The 16,876-nt window shown below is 67.1% G+C and carries 13 protein-coding genes; 8 read left to right on the top strand and 5 right to left on the bottom strand.

Annotation, left to right across the window (positions count from 1 at the left end; all coding sequences use genetic code 11):
• The first annotated feature begins 4 nt into the window (after window positions 1-4).
• From NJH59_RS02005 to NJH59_RS01970, 8 genes are all read left to right on the top strand, one after another.
• Complete coding sequence (locus NJH59_RS02005) at window positions 5-949, top strand: DUF58 domain-containing protein (RefSeq protein ID WP_253086280.1); 945 nt, start codon at window positions 5-7, stop codon at window positions 947-949.
• Window positions 946-1,440, top strand: a complete 495-nt coding sequence (locus tag NJH59_RS02000; protein ID WP_043864624.1) for a DUF4381 domain-containing protein — start codon at window positions 946-948, stop codon at window positions 1,438-1,440. The genes NJH59_RS02005 and NJH59_RS02000 overlap by 4 nt, the downstream gene beginning before the upstream one ends.
• The gene (locus tag NJH59_RS01995) at window positions 1,433-2,509 is read left to right on the top strand and encodes a VWA domain-containing protein (RefSeq protein WP_253086279.1); all 1,077 of its coding nucleotides are present in this window, start codon (window positions 1,433-1,435) and stop codon (window positions 2,507-2,509) included. Before NJH59_RS02000 ends, NJH59_RS01995 begins: the two co-directional genes overlap by 8 nt.
• Entirely contained in the window at window positions 2,506-4,224 is a 1,719-nt protein-coding gene (locus NJH59_RS01990; protein WP_253086278.1) for a tetratricopeptide repeat protein, read from the top strand. The genes NJH59_RS01995 and NJH59_RS01990 overlap by 4 nt, the downstream gene beginning before the upstream one ends.
• Window positions 4,221-5,843 carry a BatD family protein gene (locus NJH59_RS01985; RefSeq protein ID WP_043864627.1) on the top strand — a complete coding sequence of 541 codons (1,623 nt, stop codon included), beginning with the start codon at window positions 4,221-4,223 and terminating at the stop codon, window positions 5,841-5,843. The genes NJH59_RS01990 and NJH59_RS01985 overlap by 4 nt, the downstream gene beginning before the upstream one ends.
• Window positions 5,844-5,935: 92 nt before the next feature.
• A complete protein-coding gene (locus NJH59_RS01980; protein WP_054916216.1) occupies window positions 5,936-7,177 on the top strand; it encodes an exonuclease SbcCD subunit D C-terminal domain-containing protein in 1,242 nt (413 codons plus the stop codon).
• A complete protein-coding gene (locus NJH59_RS01975; protein ID WP_253086277.1) occupies window positions 7,174-10,821 on the top strand; it encodes an AAA family ATPase in 3,648 nt (1,215 codons plus the stop codon). Before NJH59_RS01980 ends, NJH59_RS01975 begins: the two co-directional genes overlap by 4 nt.
• Window positions 10,818-11,411 carry a glutathione S-transferase gene (locus tag NJH59_RS01970; RefSeq protein ID WP_043864630.1) on the top strand — a complete coding sequence of 198 codons (594 nt, stop codon included), beginning with the start codon at window positions 10,818-10,820 and terminating at the stop codon, window positions 11,409-11,411. The genes NJH59_RS01975 and NJH59_RS01970 overlap by 4 nt, the downstream gene beginning before the upstream one ends.
• A 48-nt stretch (window positions 11,412-11,459) precedes the next feature.
• Here NJH59_RS01970 and NJH59_RS01965 read toward each other — a convergent pair whose 3' ends face one another.
• The 5 genes from NJH59_RS01965 to NJH59_RS01945 form a co-directional block, all read right to left on the bottom strand.
• The gene (locus NJH59_RS01965; RefSeq protein ID WP_043864631.1) at window positions 11,460-11,639 is read right to left on the bottom strand and encodes a hypothetical protein; all 180 of its coding nucleotides are present in this window, start codon (window positions 11,637-11,639) and stop codon (window positions 11,460-11,462) included.
• Window positions 11,640-11,760: 121 nt separating this feature from the next.
• A complete protein-coding gene (locus NJH59_RS01960) occupies window positions 11,761-12,879 on the bottom strand; it encodes a lactonase family protein (RefSeq protein WP_100633147.1) in 1,119 nt (372 codons plus the stop codon).
• The gene (locus tag NJH59_RS01955; protein WP_058541348.1) at window positions 12,845-13,135 is read right to left on the bottom strand and encodes a DUF5629 family protein; all 291 of its coding nucleotides are present in this window, start codon (window positions 13,133-13,135) and stop codon (window positions 12,845-12,847) included. Before NJH59_RS01955 ends, NJH59_RS01960 begins: the two co-directional genes overlap by 35 nt.
• 132 nt (window positions 13,136-13,267) lie before the next feature.
• On the bottom strand, window positions 13,268-15,664 hold the full coding sequence (locus tag NJH59_RS01950; RefSeq protein ID WP_043864634.1) for an RND family transporter: 2,397 nt from the start codon (window positions 15,662-15,664) through the stop codon (window positions 13,268-13,270).
• Window positions 15,661-16,668 carry a YCF48-related protein gene (locus NJH59_RS01945; protein ID WP_229590342.1) on the bottom strand — a complete coding sequence of 336 codons (1,008 nt, stop codon included), beginning with the start codon at window positions 16,666-16,668 and terminating at the stop codon, window positions 15,661-15,663. Before NJH59_RS01945 ends, NJH59_RS01950 begins: the two co-directional genes overlap by 4 nt.
• Window positions 16,669-16,876 lie beyond the last annotated feature (208 nt).

Here is a 16,876-nt window from a genome sequence, read left to right as displayed (position 1 = left end):
AGCCATGCCTCTTTCAGCGCAGGCCGAGCCCGGCATCCGCATCGGCCTTTCCGAGCTGATCGAGATGCGTCATCGCGTGCGCGAGGTGCAGCTGTTCTCCGCCCCTGGGCAACGCAGCCCGCTGGTGGGCCTGCATCACTCGCGCCTGCGCGGGCGCGGCGTGGACTTCGACCAGGTGCGCGTTTACCAGGCCGGCGACGATGTGCGCAACATCGACTGGCGAGTCACTGCCCGCACCCAGGAGCCCCACACCAAGCTGTTCCACGAAGAGCGCGAGCGGCCCATCTTCATTTTGGTCGAACAGAGCCGACGCCTGTTCTTCGGCTCCGGGCTGATGTTCAAGTCGGTACTTGCCGCCCAGGCCGCCGCCCTGATCGGCTGGGCCGCGCTGGGCCACAACGACCGCATCGGCGGCCTGGTGTTCGGCGACAACGAGCACTATGAAATCAAGCCACGGCGCAGCAAGCAGAGCCTGCTGCAACTGCTCAACCGCCTGGCGCGGGTCAACCAGTCGCTGCACACCGAGGCCCAGCCCCAGGGCGACAACCTCAACATCGCCCTGCGCCGCGCCCGCGAAGTGCTGCGCCCGGGCAGCCTGGCCATCGTGATCTGCGACGAACGCGCGCTCACCCCCGGGGTGGAGCAACAGATGAGCCTGCTGGCGCGACACTGCGACCTGCTTCTGCTGCCGGTGTCCGACCCACTCGACCACGCCCTGCCCGCCGCCGGCTTGTTGCGCTTTGCCCAGCGCGGCGCACAGCTGGAGCTCGATACCCTGGATGCCAACCTGCGCAAGAGCTATCGCCAGCAGAGCGAGACACGCATCGAACGCTGGGAACTGCTGGCCCAGAAACTGCGCGTGGTGCTGATGCCCTTGAGCACCCAGAGCGAAATGATCGAGCAACTGCGCGAATACCTCGACCCGCAACGCTCGGGTAAAAGCCGATGAACCCACTGGACGCACTGCAACCGCTGATCGCCCCCGCCCCCATCGGCGCGTGGCCGCCCGCGCCGGGCTGGTGGGTGCTGCTGGCATTGCTGCCCGTGCTCGCCTGGGGCCTGTGGCGGCTGCGTCACTGGCGCCCGCGCAAGGCTCCGCTGCCACGCGCCGAACAACCGCTGGAACCGATCCGCATCGCCGCCCTGGCAGAGCTGGCGGCGCTGCCCAAGCCCTACGACGGCGCACCGGCCGGTGCCTGGCTGCAGCAGATCAACGCCCTGCTCAAACGCCTGTGCCGCAACCACTACCCCGACAGCCACAGTCACACCCTCAACGGGCGCAAGTGGTTGGCGTTTCTCGACAACCGCTGCCCGGCCGCCGGCCTGACCCGCTGGATGGTACTGGTGGAAGGCGCCTACAAGCCCGAGTGCCGGCTTGACGACAAGGCCATCGCCGGGCTCAACCAGGCGGTCGACACCTGGATTCGCAAACATGTTTGAACTGGCCTGGCCGTGGGTCTTCGCGCTGTTGCCGCTGCCGTGGCTGGCCCGTCTGCTGCTGCCGGCCGCCGACAGCGGCGAACCGGTGCTCAAGGTGAGCTTTCTGGACGAACTCGAAGGCCTGGCCGGGCGTCGCGCGCGGCTCAACCTGCCGACCTGGCGCCAGCAGGCGCCGTTCGTGCTGGTGTGGCTGCTGTTGCTGTGCGCCGCCGCGCGCCCACAATGGCTGGGCGAGCCGCTGCCGGTGGCCGCCAGTGGGCGCGACCTGCTGGTGGCGGTGGATGTATCCGGCTCGATGGACTTCCCCGACATGCGCTGGGACGACGAGGACGTCAGCCGCCTGACCCTGGTCAAGCAACTGATGGGCGACTTTCTGCAAGCGCGTGAAGGCGACCGCGTGGGGCTCATCCTGTTCGGCAGCCAGGCCTACCTGCAGGCCCCGCTGACGTTCGACCGACGCACCGTGCGCAGCTTTCTCGACGAGGCGCAGATCGGTATCGCCGGCAAGAACACCGCCATTGGCGATGCCATCGGCCTGGCGGTCAAGCGCCTGCGCATGCGCCCTGCGCAAAGCCGCGTGCTGATTCTGCTGACCGATGGCGCCAACAACGGCGGGCAGATCCATCCGCTGACCGCCGCGCGCCTGGCCGCCCAGGAAAGCATCAGGATCTACACCATCGGCATCGGCACCGACCCGGACGAAACCGGCACCGCCGGCATGCTCGGGCTCAACCCGAGCCTGGACCTGGACGAAGCCTCGCTCAGGGAGATCGCCGAGGTCACCCACGGCGCCTACTTCCGCGCCCGCGACGGCAACGAACTCAACGCCATCGGCCAGACCCTCGACCGCCTCGAGCCGGTAGCCCAGCAACCGACCCAGGCGCGTACCGCGCATGCCCTGTACAGCTGGCCGCTGGCCCTGGCGCTGGGCCTGAGCGTACTGCTGGTGGTGCGCGATCGCTGGCCCGACAACCTGCTGCAACGCCTGCTGCGCCGGCCGCACTTTCTGCAGCCGCACCCCGAATGGCGCGAGCGCCTCAAGCGCCTGCGCCTGCGGAGGCGTCGATGATCGAGCTCTGGCCCCAATGGTTGCGCCCGGCCTGGCTGTTGCTGCTGCCGCTGCTCGGCTGGCTGCTGTGGAAGCTGTGGCACCGACAAAAGCGCGCCGGACGCTGGCAGATGATCCTGCCCGCGGCGTTCCATGCCGTGCTGCTGGGCGGCGGCAATGGCCGCGACAGCAAGCTGCCGTGGATCGCCCTGGGCCTGGCCTGGCTGCTGGCCGTGCTGGCCCTGGTCGGCCCCAGCTGGGAGCGCCTGGAAGAGACCCGCCAGCGCGCCGCCGACCCGCTGGTGGTCATGCTCGAACTGACCCCGCAGATGCTCGCCGACGACACCCCGCCCAACCGCCTGCAGCAGGCCAGACGCAAGCTGCTCGACCTGCTCGAACACCGCCGCGACAGCCAGACCGCGATCATCGTGTATGCCGGCAGCGCACACACCCTGGTGCCGCTGTCCGACGACCTGGCCACCAGCCGCAACCTGCTCGACGCCCTGGACCCCGCCATCATGCCGCAACCTGGTCAGCGCGCCGACCTGGCGGTACGCAAGGCGCTGGCACTGCTGGCCCAGGGCGCGCTGGGCCAAGGGCGCCTGCTGCTGATCGGCTCCTCGCTCAGCCCGCAGGAACGTCAGGGCATCACCCAGGCACTGGGGCGTCATGGTCCCAAGCTGCTGATGCTGGGCGTGGGCACCCCCGAAGGCGCGCCGGTCAGGCAGACCAACGGCGAATACCTCAAGGACGCGGACGGGGCAATCCTGGTTCCGCGCCTGGACAGCGCCGAGCTCAAGGCCTTCATCAACAGTACCGGCGGGCGTTACCGCAAGGCGCGCATCGACGACCTCGACCTGCGCGGCCTGGGCCTGTTCGACAATCCCCAGGCGCTGCGCGCCGACGGCCAGACCCTGCAACTGGACAGCTGGGCCGACCAGGGCTACTGGCTGCTGATCCCGCTACTGCTGCTGGCCGCCTGCGCTGGCCGGCGTGGCTGGCTGTTCTGCCTGCCGCTGCTGCTCGGCCTGCTGCCGCAACCGAGCTACGCCTTCACCTTCAACGACCTGTGGCTGCGTCCCGACCAGCAGGGCCAGCGCCTGCTCGAACAGCAGCGTCCGGCCGAGGCCGCCCGCCACTTCGAAGACCCGCAATGGAAAGGCATGGCGCTGTACCAGGCTGGCGACTATGCTGGCGCCGCCCGTGAATTCGCACGGGCCAGCAGCGCCAGCGCCCATTACAATCGCGGCAATGCCCTGGCCCGCAGCGGCGAACTGGAGGCGGCCGTGGATGCCTGGGAGCAGGCCCTGGAGCTGGAGCCCGAGCTGGAAGCGGCCCAGGCCAACAAGGACCTGGTAGAGCAAATGCTGCGCCGCCAGCCCGAACAGCCCCAGCAATCGCCGGCCACCGAAGACCCGCCTCAGGGCCGGCCCGACCTGCCGACCGATTCGGCCAGCAACGGCCAGCAATCGAACAGCAGCGACAGCAGCCAGGGCGATGCCAAGGCCGGCGCCGGCGAAGACACCGCCACCGCGCCAGAGCACGCGCACAACGCCAGCGAGCCGCCGGACGAAGACACCACCCGGCCACCGCAGCGCCCCGTCGACAGCAGCCTGGATGCCGAGCAGCGCCAGGCCCTGGAACAATGGCTGCGCCAGATCCCGGACAACCCGTCCGAGCTGTTGCGCCGCAAGTTCTGGTACGAACAGCAACTGCATCAGGAAAGCCCCAAATGATCCGCGTCTGCGCCCTGGTTTTCAGCTTCTTGTTCGCCCTGCAGGTGCAGGCGGCGACGCTGCTCGCCAGCGTCGACCGCAGCCGCCTGATCGCGGGCGAAACCCTGGAGCTGACCCTGGAAATCGAAGACGTGACCCAGTTCGGCAAGCCCGACCTGACCCCGCTGCAGGCCGACTTCGAAGTGCGCGACACGCGCCAGGTCAACAGCCTCAAGAGCCTCGACGGCCAGACCCAGGCCAATACCCGCTGGATCATCACCCTGCGCCCGCGCCAGAGCGGCACGGTCCAGGTGCCGGTGCTGCACCTGGGCGAGGCGCAGAGCCAGCCGGTGACGTTGCAGGTACTGCCGGCCGAGGCGGCCAGCGACATCAGCCAGGCGCCGGTGAGCATCGATGCCAGCCTGGACGCAGACAGCGTGTACGTGCAGGCCCAGGCCGTACTGACCCTGCGCATCTACCACTCGGTGTCGCTTTACGATGACAGCAGCCTCAGCCCGCTGGTGATCGCCAATGCCCGGGTCGAACCGCTGGGCGAGTCGCGCACCTATGAAAAACTGATCAACGGCGTGCGCTTTGGCGTGATCGAGATGCGCTACGCGATCTTCCCCCAGCAAAGCGGCGCACTGAGCATACCCGCCCTGACCTTCAGCGCCACCAGCGCCGACGAGCCGGCCCAGGGCGACAGCGGCGCGGCACGTGGCAAGCAGGTACGGGTCAGTTCCACGCCGCTGCCCTTGCAGGTGCTGCCGATACCGGCCGAGTACCCCGCCGACCAGCCGTGGCTGCCGGCACGCAGCCTGAGCCTTGAGGAACGCTGGAGCCCGGACCCTGCGCAGACCCCGACCCAGATCGGCGACTCGCTGACGCGCAGCGTGATCCTCAGCGCCGACGGGCTGTCCAGTGCGCAACTGCCACCGCTGCCCGCCACCGAAGTCAACGGCCTGCGCCGTTACCCGGATCAGCCGCAACTGCGCGAAGAGGTCAGCGAACGCGGGCTGGTAGGCCTGCGCGAGGAACGCGAGGCGCTGGTGCCGACCCACAGTGGCGCACTGGAACTGCCGAGCCTCGAGGTGGTGTGGTGGAACACCCGCGAACAGCACGTGGAGCGCACCAGCCTGCCGGCGCGCGGGTTGAAGATCGAAGACAACCCCGCCCTCACGGCAGACACCCCGGCCAGCGTCGTCAACCTCGAGAACCGGCCGCTATGGCCGTGGCAACTGAGCACGCTGCTGCTGGCCCTGACCACCCTGCTCGGCTTCGCCCTGTGGTGGCGCGCACGCTCGCAGCCGGCGGTATTGCGTGCGGCGCAGAGCGGGCCGAGCCCGCGCACCCTGCTCGACGACCTCAAGCGTGCCTGCCAGGCCAACGACCCGCAGGCCACCCGCCAGGCGCTGGATGCCTGGGCCCGCCAGCAGCCCGAGACCCTGGCCGAGATGGCGGCGCGCTTCGTGCCGCTGTCGGATGCGCTGGACGGGCTCAACGGCGCGCTCTACAGCGAGAGCGGGCAATACTGGCAGGGCGATGAACTGTGGCGGGCGATCGGCACCATTCCCGCAGCCGAGCAGGCGCAGCCGAGCGCCGCCGAGAACGGCAGCCTGCCGCCGCTCTATCCCAAATAACGCGGCGCCTGCGCAGGGGCTATCGCAGCCCCCAAAACCTGCCACCCGCGTTACCATAGCCGGCTACCGGCTCGACCTTCACGGGACTTCCAATGCGTCTGTTTCACACCTCCGACTGGCACCTGGGGCAAACCCTGCATGGCCAGGAGCGCGACTTCGAACATGCCTGCTTTCTCGACTGGCTGCTCGGCCAGCTCAAGCTGCGCCAGCCTGACGCGCTGCTGATCGCCGGCGACATCTTCGACACCGTCAATCCGCCGGTCAAAGCCCAGGAGCGCCTCTACGACTTCATCGTCCAGGCCCACGAACAGCAGCCCAGGCTGAACGTCGTGATGATCGCCGGCAACCACGACTCCGGCTCGCGCATCGAATTGCCCGCACCGCTGATGCGCCGTCTCAGGACCTACGCCCTGGGTCGCGTGCACTGGCTCGACGACGGCCAGCTCGACAGCGAGCGCCTGCTGGTGCCGCTGACCAACGCCAAGGGCAAGGTGACCGCCTGGTGCCTGGCCCTGCCCTTCCTGCGCCCGGCCGAAGTCACCGGTGCGCACCTGGGTGACGACTACCTGCGCGGCATCGGCCAGGTGCACGAATGGCTGATCGAGGCCGCCCTCAAGCAACGCAAGCCTGGCCAGGCGCTGATCGCCGTAAGCCACGCACACATGGCCGGCGGCTCGGTATCAGAAGACTCCGAGCGCAGCCTGATCATCGGCAATGCCGAGGCCCTGCCCGCCAGCCTGTTCGGCAGCCAGATCAGCTACGTTGCCCTGGGCCACCTGCACAAGCCGCAGAAGGTCAACCGCGAAGACCGCATCCGCTACAGCGGCTCGCCGATTCCGCTGTCGTTCTCCGAAATCGGCTATCAGCACCAGATCCTCGAAGTCGAACTCGACGGCGCCACCCTGACCAGTGTCGAACCGCGCCTGATACCGCGTGCCGTGCCCCTGCAACGCCTGGGCCCGGCGCCGCTGGTGGAGATTCTCGAACAACTCGGGCAACTGCCCCAGGTCGACCTGCTCGACGACCCGCAACGCCAGCCCTGGCTGGAGGTGCGGGTGCGCCTGGACGAACCGCAGCCCGACCTGCGCCAGCAGCTCGAAGCCTGCCTGCAAGGCAAGGCCGTGCGCCTGGTACGCATCGCCGCCGAATACGCCGGCACCGGCGCCAGCGACGGCGAGGATGACACCCGCCTGATCGAGCTGGGCCAGCTCAGCCCCCACGACCTGTTCAGCCGTGCCTGGGAACAGGCCTACGGCACCAGCGTCGACGAACAGACCCTGGCCGACTTCGCCCTGCTGTTGCAGGACGTGCAGCAGGAGGAGGAACAGCCATGAAGATTCTTGCCATTCGCCTGAAGAACCTCGCCTCCCTGGCCGGCCCGTTCGAGATCGACTTCACCTGCGAGCCGCTGGCCAGCGCCGGCCTGTTCGCCATCACCGGGCCGACCGGGGCCGGCAAGAGCACCCTGCTCGACGCCTTGTGCCTGGCGCTGTTCGGCGCGGTGCCGCGGCTGAACAACATCGGCCGCGAGACCAAGCTGCCCGAGATCGACAGCGAAATACTCACCAGCGACCCGCGCACCCTGCTGCGCCGCGGCACCGGCAGCGGCTTTGCCGAAGTCGACTTCGTCGGCATCGACGGGCGCCATTACCGCGCGCGCTGGGAAGCCAACCGCGCCCGTGACAAACCCACCGGCAAGTTGCAGGGCAGCCGCCAGAGCCTGCACGACCTGGACAGCAACCAGTTGCTGAGCAACCAGAGCAAGCGCGAATACGAGCAGATGATCGAGGCCCGCCTGGGCCTGAACTTCGAACAGTTCACCCGCGCCGTGATGCTGGCGCAGAGCGAATTCAGCGCGTTCCTCAAGGCCGACGACAAGGAACGCAGCGAACTGCTCGAAAAGCTCACCAACACCGCCATCTACAGCCAGCTGGGCCGGCGCGCCTACAGCAAGAGCAAGGAGGCCGAAGAGGCGCACAAGGCGCTCACCGACCAGGCCCAGGGCGTGATGCCGATGGCCGAGGAGGCACGCGCCGAGCTCGACCAGCGCCTCGCCGAGGCGCAGCGCCAGCTCAAGGCCGAACAGGCCCGCCTGCGCCTGCTCGAACAGCAGCGCAGCTGGTTCGCCGAACTCAAGCAGTTGCAGGACCAGCAGGCCGCCGCCAGCGAGCAGTTGCACAGCGCGCAGCAACAGTGGACGCAGTTGCAGGGCGAACGCCTGAACCTGAGCCGCCTCGAACAACTCGCCCCGCAGCGCCATCAGTTCGCCCGCCAGCGGGAGCTGGCCAGCCAGCTCAGCCCACTGGCAGCGAGCATCCAGCAGCAACGCCAGCAGCAGGCCGCGTTGCAGCAACGCCTGCAGCAGCTTGAACAGGCGCAGCAAGCCGCCGGTGAGCACCTGGCCACGGCCCTGGCCCGGCAGACCGAGTGCGCGCCGCTGCTGCGCCAGGCCTTCGCCGAGCAGCAGACGCTGGCGCGCCTGGAGCAGGAGCTTGACCAGCGCAACGTTCAATGCCAGCACGCCGAACAAGCCAGTCGCCAAGGCCAGCAGCAGATCCAGGCGCTGATCGAGCGCCAGCAGCTCACCCACCAGCGCCTGGCCCAGGTCGACGAGCAGTTGAGCCAGAGCGCTCACCTGGCCAGCATCGGTGATGCCTGGAACGCCTACCGCGCCCAGTTGCAGCAACTGATGCTGGTCGGCAACCGCCTCAGCCAGGGCCGCGAGGAGCTGCCCGGCCTGCAGCAGCGCGCCGATGAGTGCGCACGCCAGTTGCAGGCACACCGTGAAAGCCTGGCCCTGCTCTACCACGAGGCCGGCGCCGAGCCCGAGGCGCTGGCCGAACAGATCGACCTGCTCGGCACCCTGCTGCAGGACAACCGCAAGCAGCAGCGCGCCGTCGAAGAGCTGTCCCGCCTGTGGGCCAGCCAGCAGGAGCTGACGCAACGCGCCCAGGCCCTGCGCGAGCGCCAGCAGGCAGCCCAGCAACAGCGTGAAGGCCTGATCGCCGAAGGCCTGCAGGGCAAGACCGAGCTGACCGCCGCCGAACAGGCCCTGCAGGTCACCCGCCAGGTGCTCGAACGTCAGCGCCTGGCCCGCAGCGCCAGCGTCGAGGAACTGCGCGCGCAGTTGCAGGACGACCAGCCCTGCCCGGTGTGTGGCAGCCAGGAGCACCCCTATCACCAGCCCGAAGCCCTGCTGCAAAGCCTCGGCCGGCACGACCAGACTGAAGAGGCCGGCGCCCTGCAGGCGGTGGAGGCGCTCAAGCTCAAGCTCGACGAACTGCGCAGCACCCTGGGCGGCGTGAATGGCCAGATCAAGGAGTACCTGCACCAGCAGGAACAACTGGCCGTCCAGCAGCAGGCACTGGCTCCTGGCCTGGAGGCGCACGCGCTGTATGCGCAACTCTCGGCACAGGATGTGGGCGAGCGCTCGGCCTGGCTGGAGCATCAGCTACGCCGCCTGAACGACGACATCGCCCGCGACGAGCAACGCCTCGCTACCCTGCTGACCCTGCAGAAAGACGCCGCCCGTGTGCAGCAGCAGGTGCAGGCGAGCGTCGAGGCGAACCAGCAGGCCGCGCAGCACCTCAGCCAGCAACAGCATGCGCTGCAGGCCGACGACGAACACCTGGAGCAGGCGCTGGCCGGCTTTGCCACGCTGCTGCCAGGCGACATTCTCGACGCCTTGCGCCAGGAGCCCGCCGCGACCTTCCTGCAACTGGACCAGCAACTGGCCCAGCGCCTGGAGCTGCTGGGCCGGCAAAAGGACGAGCAGCAGGAGCACGCCGAGCGTCAGCAGCAGCTTGAAAAGACCCAGGTGCAGCAACAGGCGCTCGAACTCAGCCATCAGGCCGTGCAGCAACAGGTCGATGCACTGCGCACCCAGCAGCAACAGGCCCGCGACGCCCTGACCGCGCTGATTGGCGAGCATGCCGGTGCCGAGCACTGGCAGCAGCACCTGGAACAGCAGGTGGAGGCAGCGCGCAGCGCGCAGGCAACGACCGGCCAGCAGTTGCAGCAGGCCCAGGCCCAGGCCATCGAGCGGGCTGCCGAACTCAAGGCAGACGAACAGCGTCTGGGCGCCCTGGAGCAGGAAAGCCAGCAGCTCGACCACGCCATCGGGCAATGGCGCCAGGGTCACCCGGAACTCGACGATGCCGGGCTGGACCAACTGCTGGCGGTGGATGACGAGCAGGTCAGTCAACTGCGCCAGCGCCTGCAACAGGCAGAAAAGGCCATCGAGCAGGCCGGCGTGCTCGTCGCAGAGCGCGAACAGCGCCTGCAGCAGCATCAGGCCCAGGCCAGCGGCGAGGTACCCGCCGAGCAGTTGGAGCAGGCGCTGAGCGAGCTGCAGCAACACCTGGTGATCAGCGAACAGCAGTGCGCCGAACTGCGCGCCGAGCAGGCCGACGACCAGCGCCGGCAACTGGCCAACCAGGCCCTGGCCGAGCGCATCGCCCAGGCCTATGCCCAATGGCAGCGCTGGGCACGCCTGAACGCGCTGATCGGCTCGGCCACCGGCGACGTGTTCCGCAAGATCGCCCAGGGCTACAACCTCGATCTGTTGGTGCACCACGCCAACGCCCAGTTGCGCCAGCTGGCGCGGCGCTACCGGCTCAAGCGTGGCGGCAGCGCGCTGGGGCTGCTGGTACTGGATACCGAGATGGGCGACGAACTGCGTTCGGTGCACTCGCTGTCCGGCGGCGAGACCTTCCTGGTGTCGCTGGCACTGGCGCTGGGCCTGGCCTCGATGGCCTCGAGCACCTTGCGCATCGAGTCGCTGTTCATCGACGAAGGCTTCGGCAGCCTCGACCCGGAGTCGCTGCAACTGGCCATGGACGCGCTGGACGGCCTGCAGGCCCAGGGCCGCAAGGTGGCGGTGATCTCCCACGTGCAGGAAATGCATGAGCGGATCCCGGTGCAGATCCAGGTGCGGCGCCAGGGCAATGGGTTGAGCACGGTGGAGGTCAGCGGATGATCCTGTATTCGTTCCGCCGCTGCCCCTACGCGATGCGTGCGCGCATGGCCTTGCGCTACGCCGGTTGCCCGGTGCAGATCTGCGAAGTGAGCCTGAAAGCCAAGCCGGCCGACATGCTGGCGCTGTCGCCCAAGGGCACGGTGCCGGTGTTGAGCGTGGACGGTGAGGTACTGGAGGAAAGCCTGCAGATCATGCACTGGGCGCTGGCCCGGCATGATCCGCAAAACTGGGCGCTGCGGGACGACCCGAACGCAGCGCAGCAGGCCACGCAACTGATCGAGCGCAATGACACGCTGTTCAAGCAGCAGCTCAATCACTACAAGTATGCCGAGCGTTACCCGGAGCAGTCGCGCGAGACGTATCGTGCGCTGGCCGAGGCGGTACTGCTGGACCTGGAACAGCGCCTCGAGCGGCAGGCCTACCTGGTGGCGGCGCACCCGAGCATTGCGGACGTGGCGCTGATGCCATTCGTTCGCCAGTTTGCCGGGGTCGAGCCGGACTGGTTTGCCACAGCGCCCTACCCGCGCTTGCGCGTGTGGCTGCAGGGGTGGCTGGAGTCGGCGCTGTTCAAGGCGATCATGGCACGCTGACCAGCGAAGGGGCCGGTACTGACGCTACAAGGTCAGCACCGGAAACGATCAGTGCTGGACCTTGTGATCCAGCGCCGCATAGAAATTCGCGCTTTGCTGCAGGTACTTCTGGGTGTAGCTCGGGGTGGAGGATTTTTTCTCGCGGATCTCGACCTGGGCGCCGGCAGGCAGCACCACGGAGGCAGAAATGGCCGAAGCCGCGATAACCGAAAAAAGATTGAAGTTCATGGCAATGCCCTCGAAAGCGTCAGGTTGAAGTGGCCGGTTGGGCCGTGGTTCAAACCTACGCCGCTGCCGGCGCACTGAAAAATTCATTGCGCCAGTAGCGAATATCAAGGCGATTGATAGTTCAGTCGACGAACTTGAGGTCCGAAGGCGATTGCAGTGCCAGCGTCTGCACCACCTCGCCCAGCAGGCCGGTCTGCGCATCGCGCCGGATCACCACGATCTGGTTGCTCTGCTGGTTGCCGACCAGCACGTAGCCCCCGGTCGGGTCCAGGGTGAACTCGCGCGGGTGATCACCCTCCACCGAACGGCGCTGCACCTGGCGCAGGCTGCCATCCTGACGGTCGATGGCGAACACGATCAGTTCGTTGCGGGTGCCGCGGTTGCTCACGTACACGAAGCGCCCGTCGGCGGACACATGCACCGCGCTGGCCGCCTTGGCCGCGGCATCGGCCTGTTCGGTCAACGGCAGGATCTGGCGCTGGCTCAGCGTGCCGTCGTGGTAGTCGAACACCACCAGCTGTGCACTCATCTCCAGGGTCAGGTAGGCATGCTTGCCGTTTGGACCGAACGCCAGGTGACGCGGCCCGCTGCCCGGCGGCAGGACGACCGGGGTTGCCGCGCCCAGTGGCCGGGTCGGAGTCTGGGGCTGGTAGCGGTAGCCGATCACCTGGTCGGCGCCAAGGTCGCTGGCAAACAGGTATCGCCCGTCCGGGGACGGCACCACCGAATGCACATGCGGCCCGGCCTGGCGTTCGGGGTTCACCCCGCTGGCCACATGGCGCACCTGCTGCACCGACGCCGACAAACGGCCATCGGCAGCGACCGGCAACACGCTGAGGCTGCCGCCCGGCTCAGGCTTGACGCCGTAGTTGGCCACGAACAGATAACGCCCATCCAGGCTCAGGCTCGAGTGGGTCGGTTCGTCACCGTCGCTGGACACCTGGCTCGACAGGCTCAGTTCACCGCTGTCATGCGCCCGGGCAAAGCTGCTGACCTGGCCCTGGCCGTCACCGTTCTCGTTCACCGCGAACACGTTGCGCCGGTCCGGCGACAGCGTCAGCCAGGACGGGTTGCTGCTTCTGAGCACTTGCAGGGGCGTGGGGTCGAGCTGGCCGCGCTGGCTGTCGAAGCGGTAGCGGTAGATCCCGTCATGGGTGCCCACCAGCAGTTCATGGCCGTGGGCGTTGAGCGTCAGCGCCATGGCACTAGCGGTCAGCAGGGACATCAGCTGGCGTTTCATCGTCGTCCTCTTCAGAAGCGCGCAAGGCACTCATGCAGACTAGTTGATGCTCGCCCGTGTCGTCGCTGAGCTGCCAGTGCTCGCCGGCAAGCGTCGCGTTGCCGATCTGCTCGGGGCTGAACTGCCATTTCTTCAACGCACGGCCGTCCATCAATTCGATGCGCAGGCCCGTATCGTCGAAGGTGAAGTCGAATGCGTGCAGGCCATCGATCAACAGCATGTCGCAGGATTCAAGGGCTTGGGCAAGGGTGGTCATGGGGGGGTATCCCTGATTAAACACGCATGATACCCCAACCTTAAAAGCATCGCGGGTCAAGCCCGCTCCCACAAGGACCGCGGTAGCCATTGTGGGAGCGGGCTTGACCCGCGATGAAAACGACGCAGTGTGTCAGTGCGCGAAAATCGACTTGCTCTGGGTGCCCGCCATCTTCTCCGGCTTGATCAGGAAGCGTGCCAGCGCCGGCAACAGCCACAGCGCGCCGAACATGTTCCACAGCAGCATGAAGGTCAGCATCAGGCCCATGTCGGCCTGGAACTTGATGGCCGAGAAGATCCAGGTGCACACCCCGATCGCCAGGCACAACCCGGTGAACAGCACCGCCTTGCCGGTGGAGCGCAGCGTCTGGTAGTAGGCCTCCTGCAACGGCAGGCCGGCGCGCAGGAAGCTCTCCAGGCGGCTGTAGATGTAGATCCCGTAGTCCACGCCGATGCCCACGCCCAGCGCCACCACCGGCAAGGTCGCGACCTTGACGCCGATGCCCATGAACGCCATCAGCGCGTTGCCCAGCACCGAGGTCAGCACCAGCGGCAGCACGATGCACAGGGTGGCAGCAAACGAACGGAAGGTGATCATGCACATCACCGCCACGCACAGGTACACCAGGATCAGGATGGTCAGCTCGGCCGACCGGATCACCTCGTTGGTGGCGGCCTCGATCCCCGCGTTGCCCGCCGCCAGCAGGAACTCCAGGCCCTCCTGGTCATGCTCGGCAGCGAACGCCTTGACCGCATCCACCACGCGGTCGAGGGTCTCGGCCTTGTGGTCGTTGAGGAACACCAGCACCGGCGCCAGCGAACAGTCGGCGTTGTACAGGCCCTCGGCACGCGACACCGAGGTGTTGAGGATGTCCGGGTTGCGCGACAGGCTCTCCCATTTCAGGTTGCCCTCGTTCATGCCCTTGATCATCTGCTTGGACACGGTCACCAGCGAGATCGCCGACTGCACCCCGGGGGTGTTCTCCATCTTCCACATCAGCTCGTCGACCGGCGCCATGGTCTTGTACACCGAGCAGCCTTCGGTCGGGGTCTTGACCATCACCACCAGCACGTCGGAGCTGGTGGAGTAGTTGTCGATGATGAAGGCGTTGTCCTTGTTGTAGCGCGAATCCGGACGCAGCTCCGGCGCACCCTGGTCGAGGTCGCCGATCTTCAGGTTCTGGCTGTACCACAGGCCGCCACCGAACATCGCCAGCGCCAGCAGCACCGACACCGGCGCCACCTTGGGGCTGGCGAAGCTGGACAGCAGGCGCCAGAACGGATGCTCGCGGGTCGCATCCTTCTTGCTGCGTTCGATGGCTTTCTTGCTGATGCCCACATAGGAGATCGCCACCGGCAGCAGGATCAGGTTGGTGAACACGATCACCGCCACGCCGATCGAGGCACCGATGGCCAGTTCACGGATGACCCCGATGTCGATGATCAGCAAGGTGATGAAGCCCACCGCATCGGCCAGGATGGCGATCATGCCCGGCAGGAACAGCTGGCGGAAGGTACGCCGCGCCGCAGTCAGCGCGTTCTCGGCCTCGCTGGACTGCAAGGCGATGCCGTTGATCTTCTGCACCCCGTGGGAGATGCCGATGGCGAAGATCAGGAACGGCACCAGCATCGAATACGGGTCGAGCCCGAAGCCCACCGCGTGCATCAGCCCCAGTTGCCACACCACCGCCACCAGGGTGGTGATGAGCACGGCAATGGTGCTGCGGATGCACCAGGTGAACCAGTACAGCAGCACCCAGGTGATCACCAGGGCGATGCCGAAGAACATCACCACCATCATCAGGCCGTCGATCAGGTCGCCGACCTTCTTGGCAAACCCCACGATGTGGATCTTGACGTTGGGGTTCTGCGCCTCGAACTTGTTGCGGATCAGGTCTTCGAGCTGGTGCGAGAACGCCTGGTAGTCGAGCTTGATCTGGCGCCCCGGGTCGTTGGGGTCGGGGTAGGATTCGAGCAGCGGCACATCGACGATGCTCGACTTGAAGTTGTTGGCCACCAGCCGGCCGACCTGACCGGACTTGAGCACGTTGTTGCGCAGTTGCTCCAGGCTGTCGGGCGAACCGTCGTAGGTCTGCGGGATCACCTCGCCACCGGCGAAGCCCTCCTCGGTCACCTCGGTCCAGCGCACGCTGGGGCTCCACAGCGACTTGAGCGCCGAACGATCGACGCCAGGAATGTAGAACACCTCGTCGTGGATCTGGCGCAGGGTCTCCATGTACGCCTTGCTGAAGATGTCACCGTCCTTGGCCTCCACCGAGATCCGCACGGTGTTGCCCAGGTTGGCCAGGTCGTTGCGGTGCTCGATCATGTTCTGGATGAACGGATGCTCCAGCGGAATCATCTTCTCGAAGCTGGTGGACGGGCGAATCAGCATGGCCTGCCAGAACAGGAACAGGCTCACCAGCACACAGATGCCGATCACCGCCGGGCGGTTGTTGAATATCAGGCGCTCGAGCAGGCTCGCCTTGTCCTGGTTGTGCTGCATGTTGAACGACTCCTGACTGCTCATGGTTGCGCCCTCGCGGCGCCGGTGGCGGTAGCCAGGCGTGCCCCGCCCTGGCCGACCAGGATCAGCTGCCCATCGGCCTGGCCGCTCACGCCCGAAAGGGCGATACGGTCGGGCCGGTTGAACACGCTGAAGCTCTGGCCGTCATCGGTGCTGCGCAACACGCTGCCGCCGTTGCCCACCAGCACCAGGCTGCCGTCTTCGAGTAGCGTAGCGCTTGCCAGGCCGAATTCGAGCGCACCGCGCTCGCCCTGGAGCGCGATGGCCTGCCAGGTGCTGCCGAAATCGCTGGAGCGGTACAGGTTGCCGCGCAGGCCGTAGACCAGCAGGGTATCGGCGCGGGCGGTACCGATGGCTCCGAACAGCGAGCCCTCGTAGGGGCCGTCGAGGTGTTCCCAGGTCTGCCCGGCATCGCGGGAGCGGAACATGCTGCCCTGCTCGCCCACGATGAACAGGCCCGCGTCCTTCACGGCAGCGATGCCATTGAGGTGGTACTGATCGGGGTTGTCGAGGCGCTCTGCGACGTCCTGCCAGTGCGCGCCGCCGTCGGTGGTTTCGAACAGGCTGCCATAGGCCCCCACGGCCAGCCCGTGCCGGGTGTCCTGGAACCAGACATCCAGCAGCGGGGATTCGCGGGACGGGTCTTCGAACTGTTTGCTCCAGGTGGCGCCGCCGTCGCTACTGGCGAGGATCTGCGCATCATGGCCCACTGCCCAGCCGTGCTTGGCATCGGCGAAGTACACGGCAGTGAGCAGTTGGCGGCTGGGGACGCGGGCCTGGGTCCAGCTCTGGCCCTGGTCGTCGGAGAAGAGGATATGCCCGCGTTCGCCCACCGCCACCAGGCGCGGCCCGGCCTTGGCGATGTCGATCAGCAGGCTGTGGGAGGCCTTGTTCGAGGTCTGTGAATACACCGTCTGCGGTGTCGGGCCGTCATCGGCAGCCCCGGCGGTTGCGGCGAACAGCCCCAGGCCCAGGCTCAGCAAGACGCTGGCCGTGAATACATTCATAGTCCTCTCCCACATTATTGTTATTCGGTGCTACTGGCGGGGCTGGAAGCGGCAATCTAGAGCCCCGCGAATGCTGGCCTCAAGCTAGCAGGCTTTGGAAATGGATGACAACGTACAACGCGTTATGTTTTGTTAAGCGCGGCCTCTGGATCGTGGATGTCGCGTTGTCCGCCCGCACCTTCATCATAAAAAAGGGGGCTGCCCCGAA

This window comes from Pseudomonas sp. VE 267-6A, from assembly GCF_024126555.1.
Lineage (GTDB): Bacteria > Pseudomonadota > Gammaproteobacteria > Pseudomonadales > Pseudomonadaceae > Aquipseudomonas > Aquipseudomonas palmensis.
The sequence above is the reverse complement of the archived record's forward strand: the minus strand, read 5'-3'. Positions and strand labels throughout refer to the sequence as shown.

Coding starts and splice junctions, on each gene's coding strand:
- NJH59_RS02000 (WP_043864624.1), top strand. CDS start 946: ATGAACCCACTGGACGCACTGCAACCGCTGATCGCCCCCGCCCCCATC.
- NJH59_RS01970 (WP_043864630.1), top strand. CDS start 10,818: ATGATCCTGTATTCGTTCCGCCGCTGCCCCTACGCGATGCGTGCGCGC.
- NJH59_RS01950 (WP_043864634.1), bottom strand. CDS start 15,664: ATGAGCAGTCAGGAGTCGTTCAACATGCAGCACAACCAGGACAAGGCG.
- NJH59_RS02005 (WP_253086280.1), top strand. CDS start 5: ATGCCTCTTTCAGCGCAGGCCGAGCCCGGCATCCGCATCGGCCTTTCC.
- NJH59_RS01960 (WP_100633147.1), bottom strand. CDS start 12,879: ATGAAACGCCAGCTGATGTCCCTGCTGACCGCTAGTGCCATGGCGCTG.
- NJH59_RS01955 (WP_058541348.1), bottom strand. CDS start 13,135: ATGACCACCCTTGCCCAAGCCCTTGAATCCTGCGACATGCTGTTGATC.
- NJH59_RS01980 (WP_054916216.1), top strand. CDS start 5,936: ATGCGTCTGTTTCACACCTCCGACTGGCACCTGGGGCAAACCCTGCAT.
- NJH59_RS01945 (WP_229590342.1), bottom strand. CDS start 16,668: ATGAATGTATTCACGGCCAGCGTCTTGCTGAGCCTGGGCCTGGGGCTG.
- NJH59_RS01975 (WP_253086277.1), top strand. CDS start 7,174: ATGAAGATTCTTGCCATTCGCCTGAAGAACCTCGCCTCCCTGGCCGGC.
- NJH59_RS01965 (WP_043864631.1), bottom strand. CDS start 11,639: ATGAACTTCAATCTTTTTTCGGTTATCGCGGCTTCGGCCATTTCTGCC.
- NJH59_RS01995 (WP_253086279.1), top strand. CDS start 1,433: ATGTTTGAACTGGCCTGGCCGTGGGTCTTCGCGCTGTTGCCGCTGCCG.
- NJH59_RS01985 (WP_043864627.1), top strand. CDS start 4,221: ATGATCCGCGTCTGCGCCCTGGTTTTCAGCTTCTTGTTCGCCCTGCAG.
- NJH59_RS01990 (WP_253086278.1), top strand. CDS start 2,506: ATGATCGAGCTCTGGCCCCAATGGTTGCGCCCGGCCTGGCTGTTGCTG.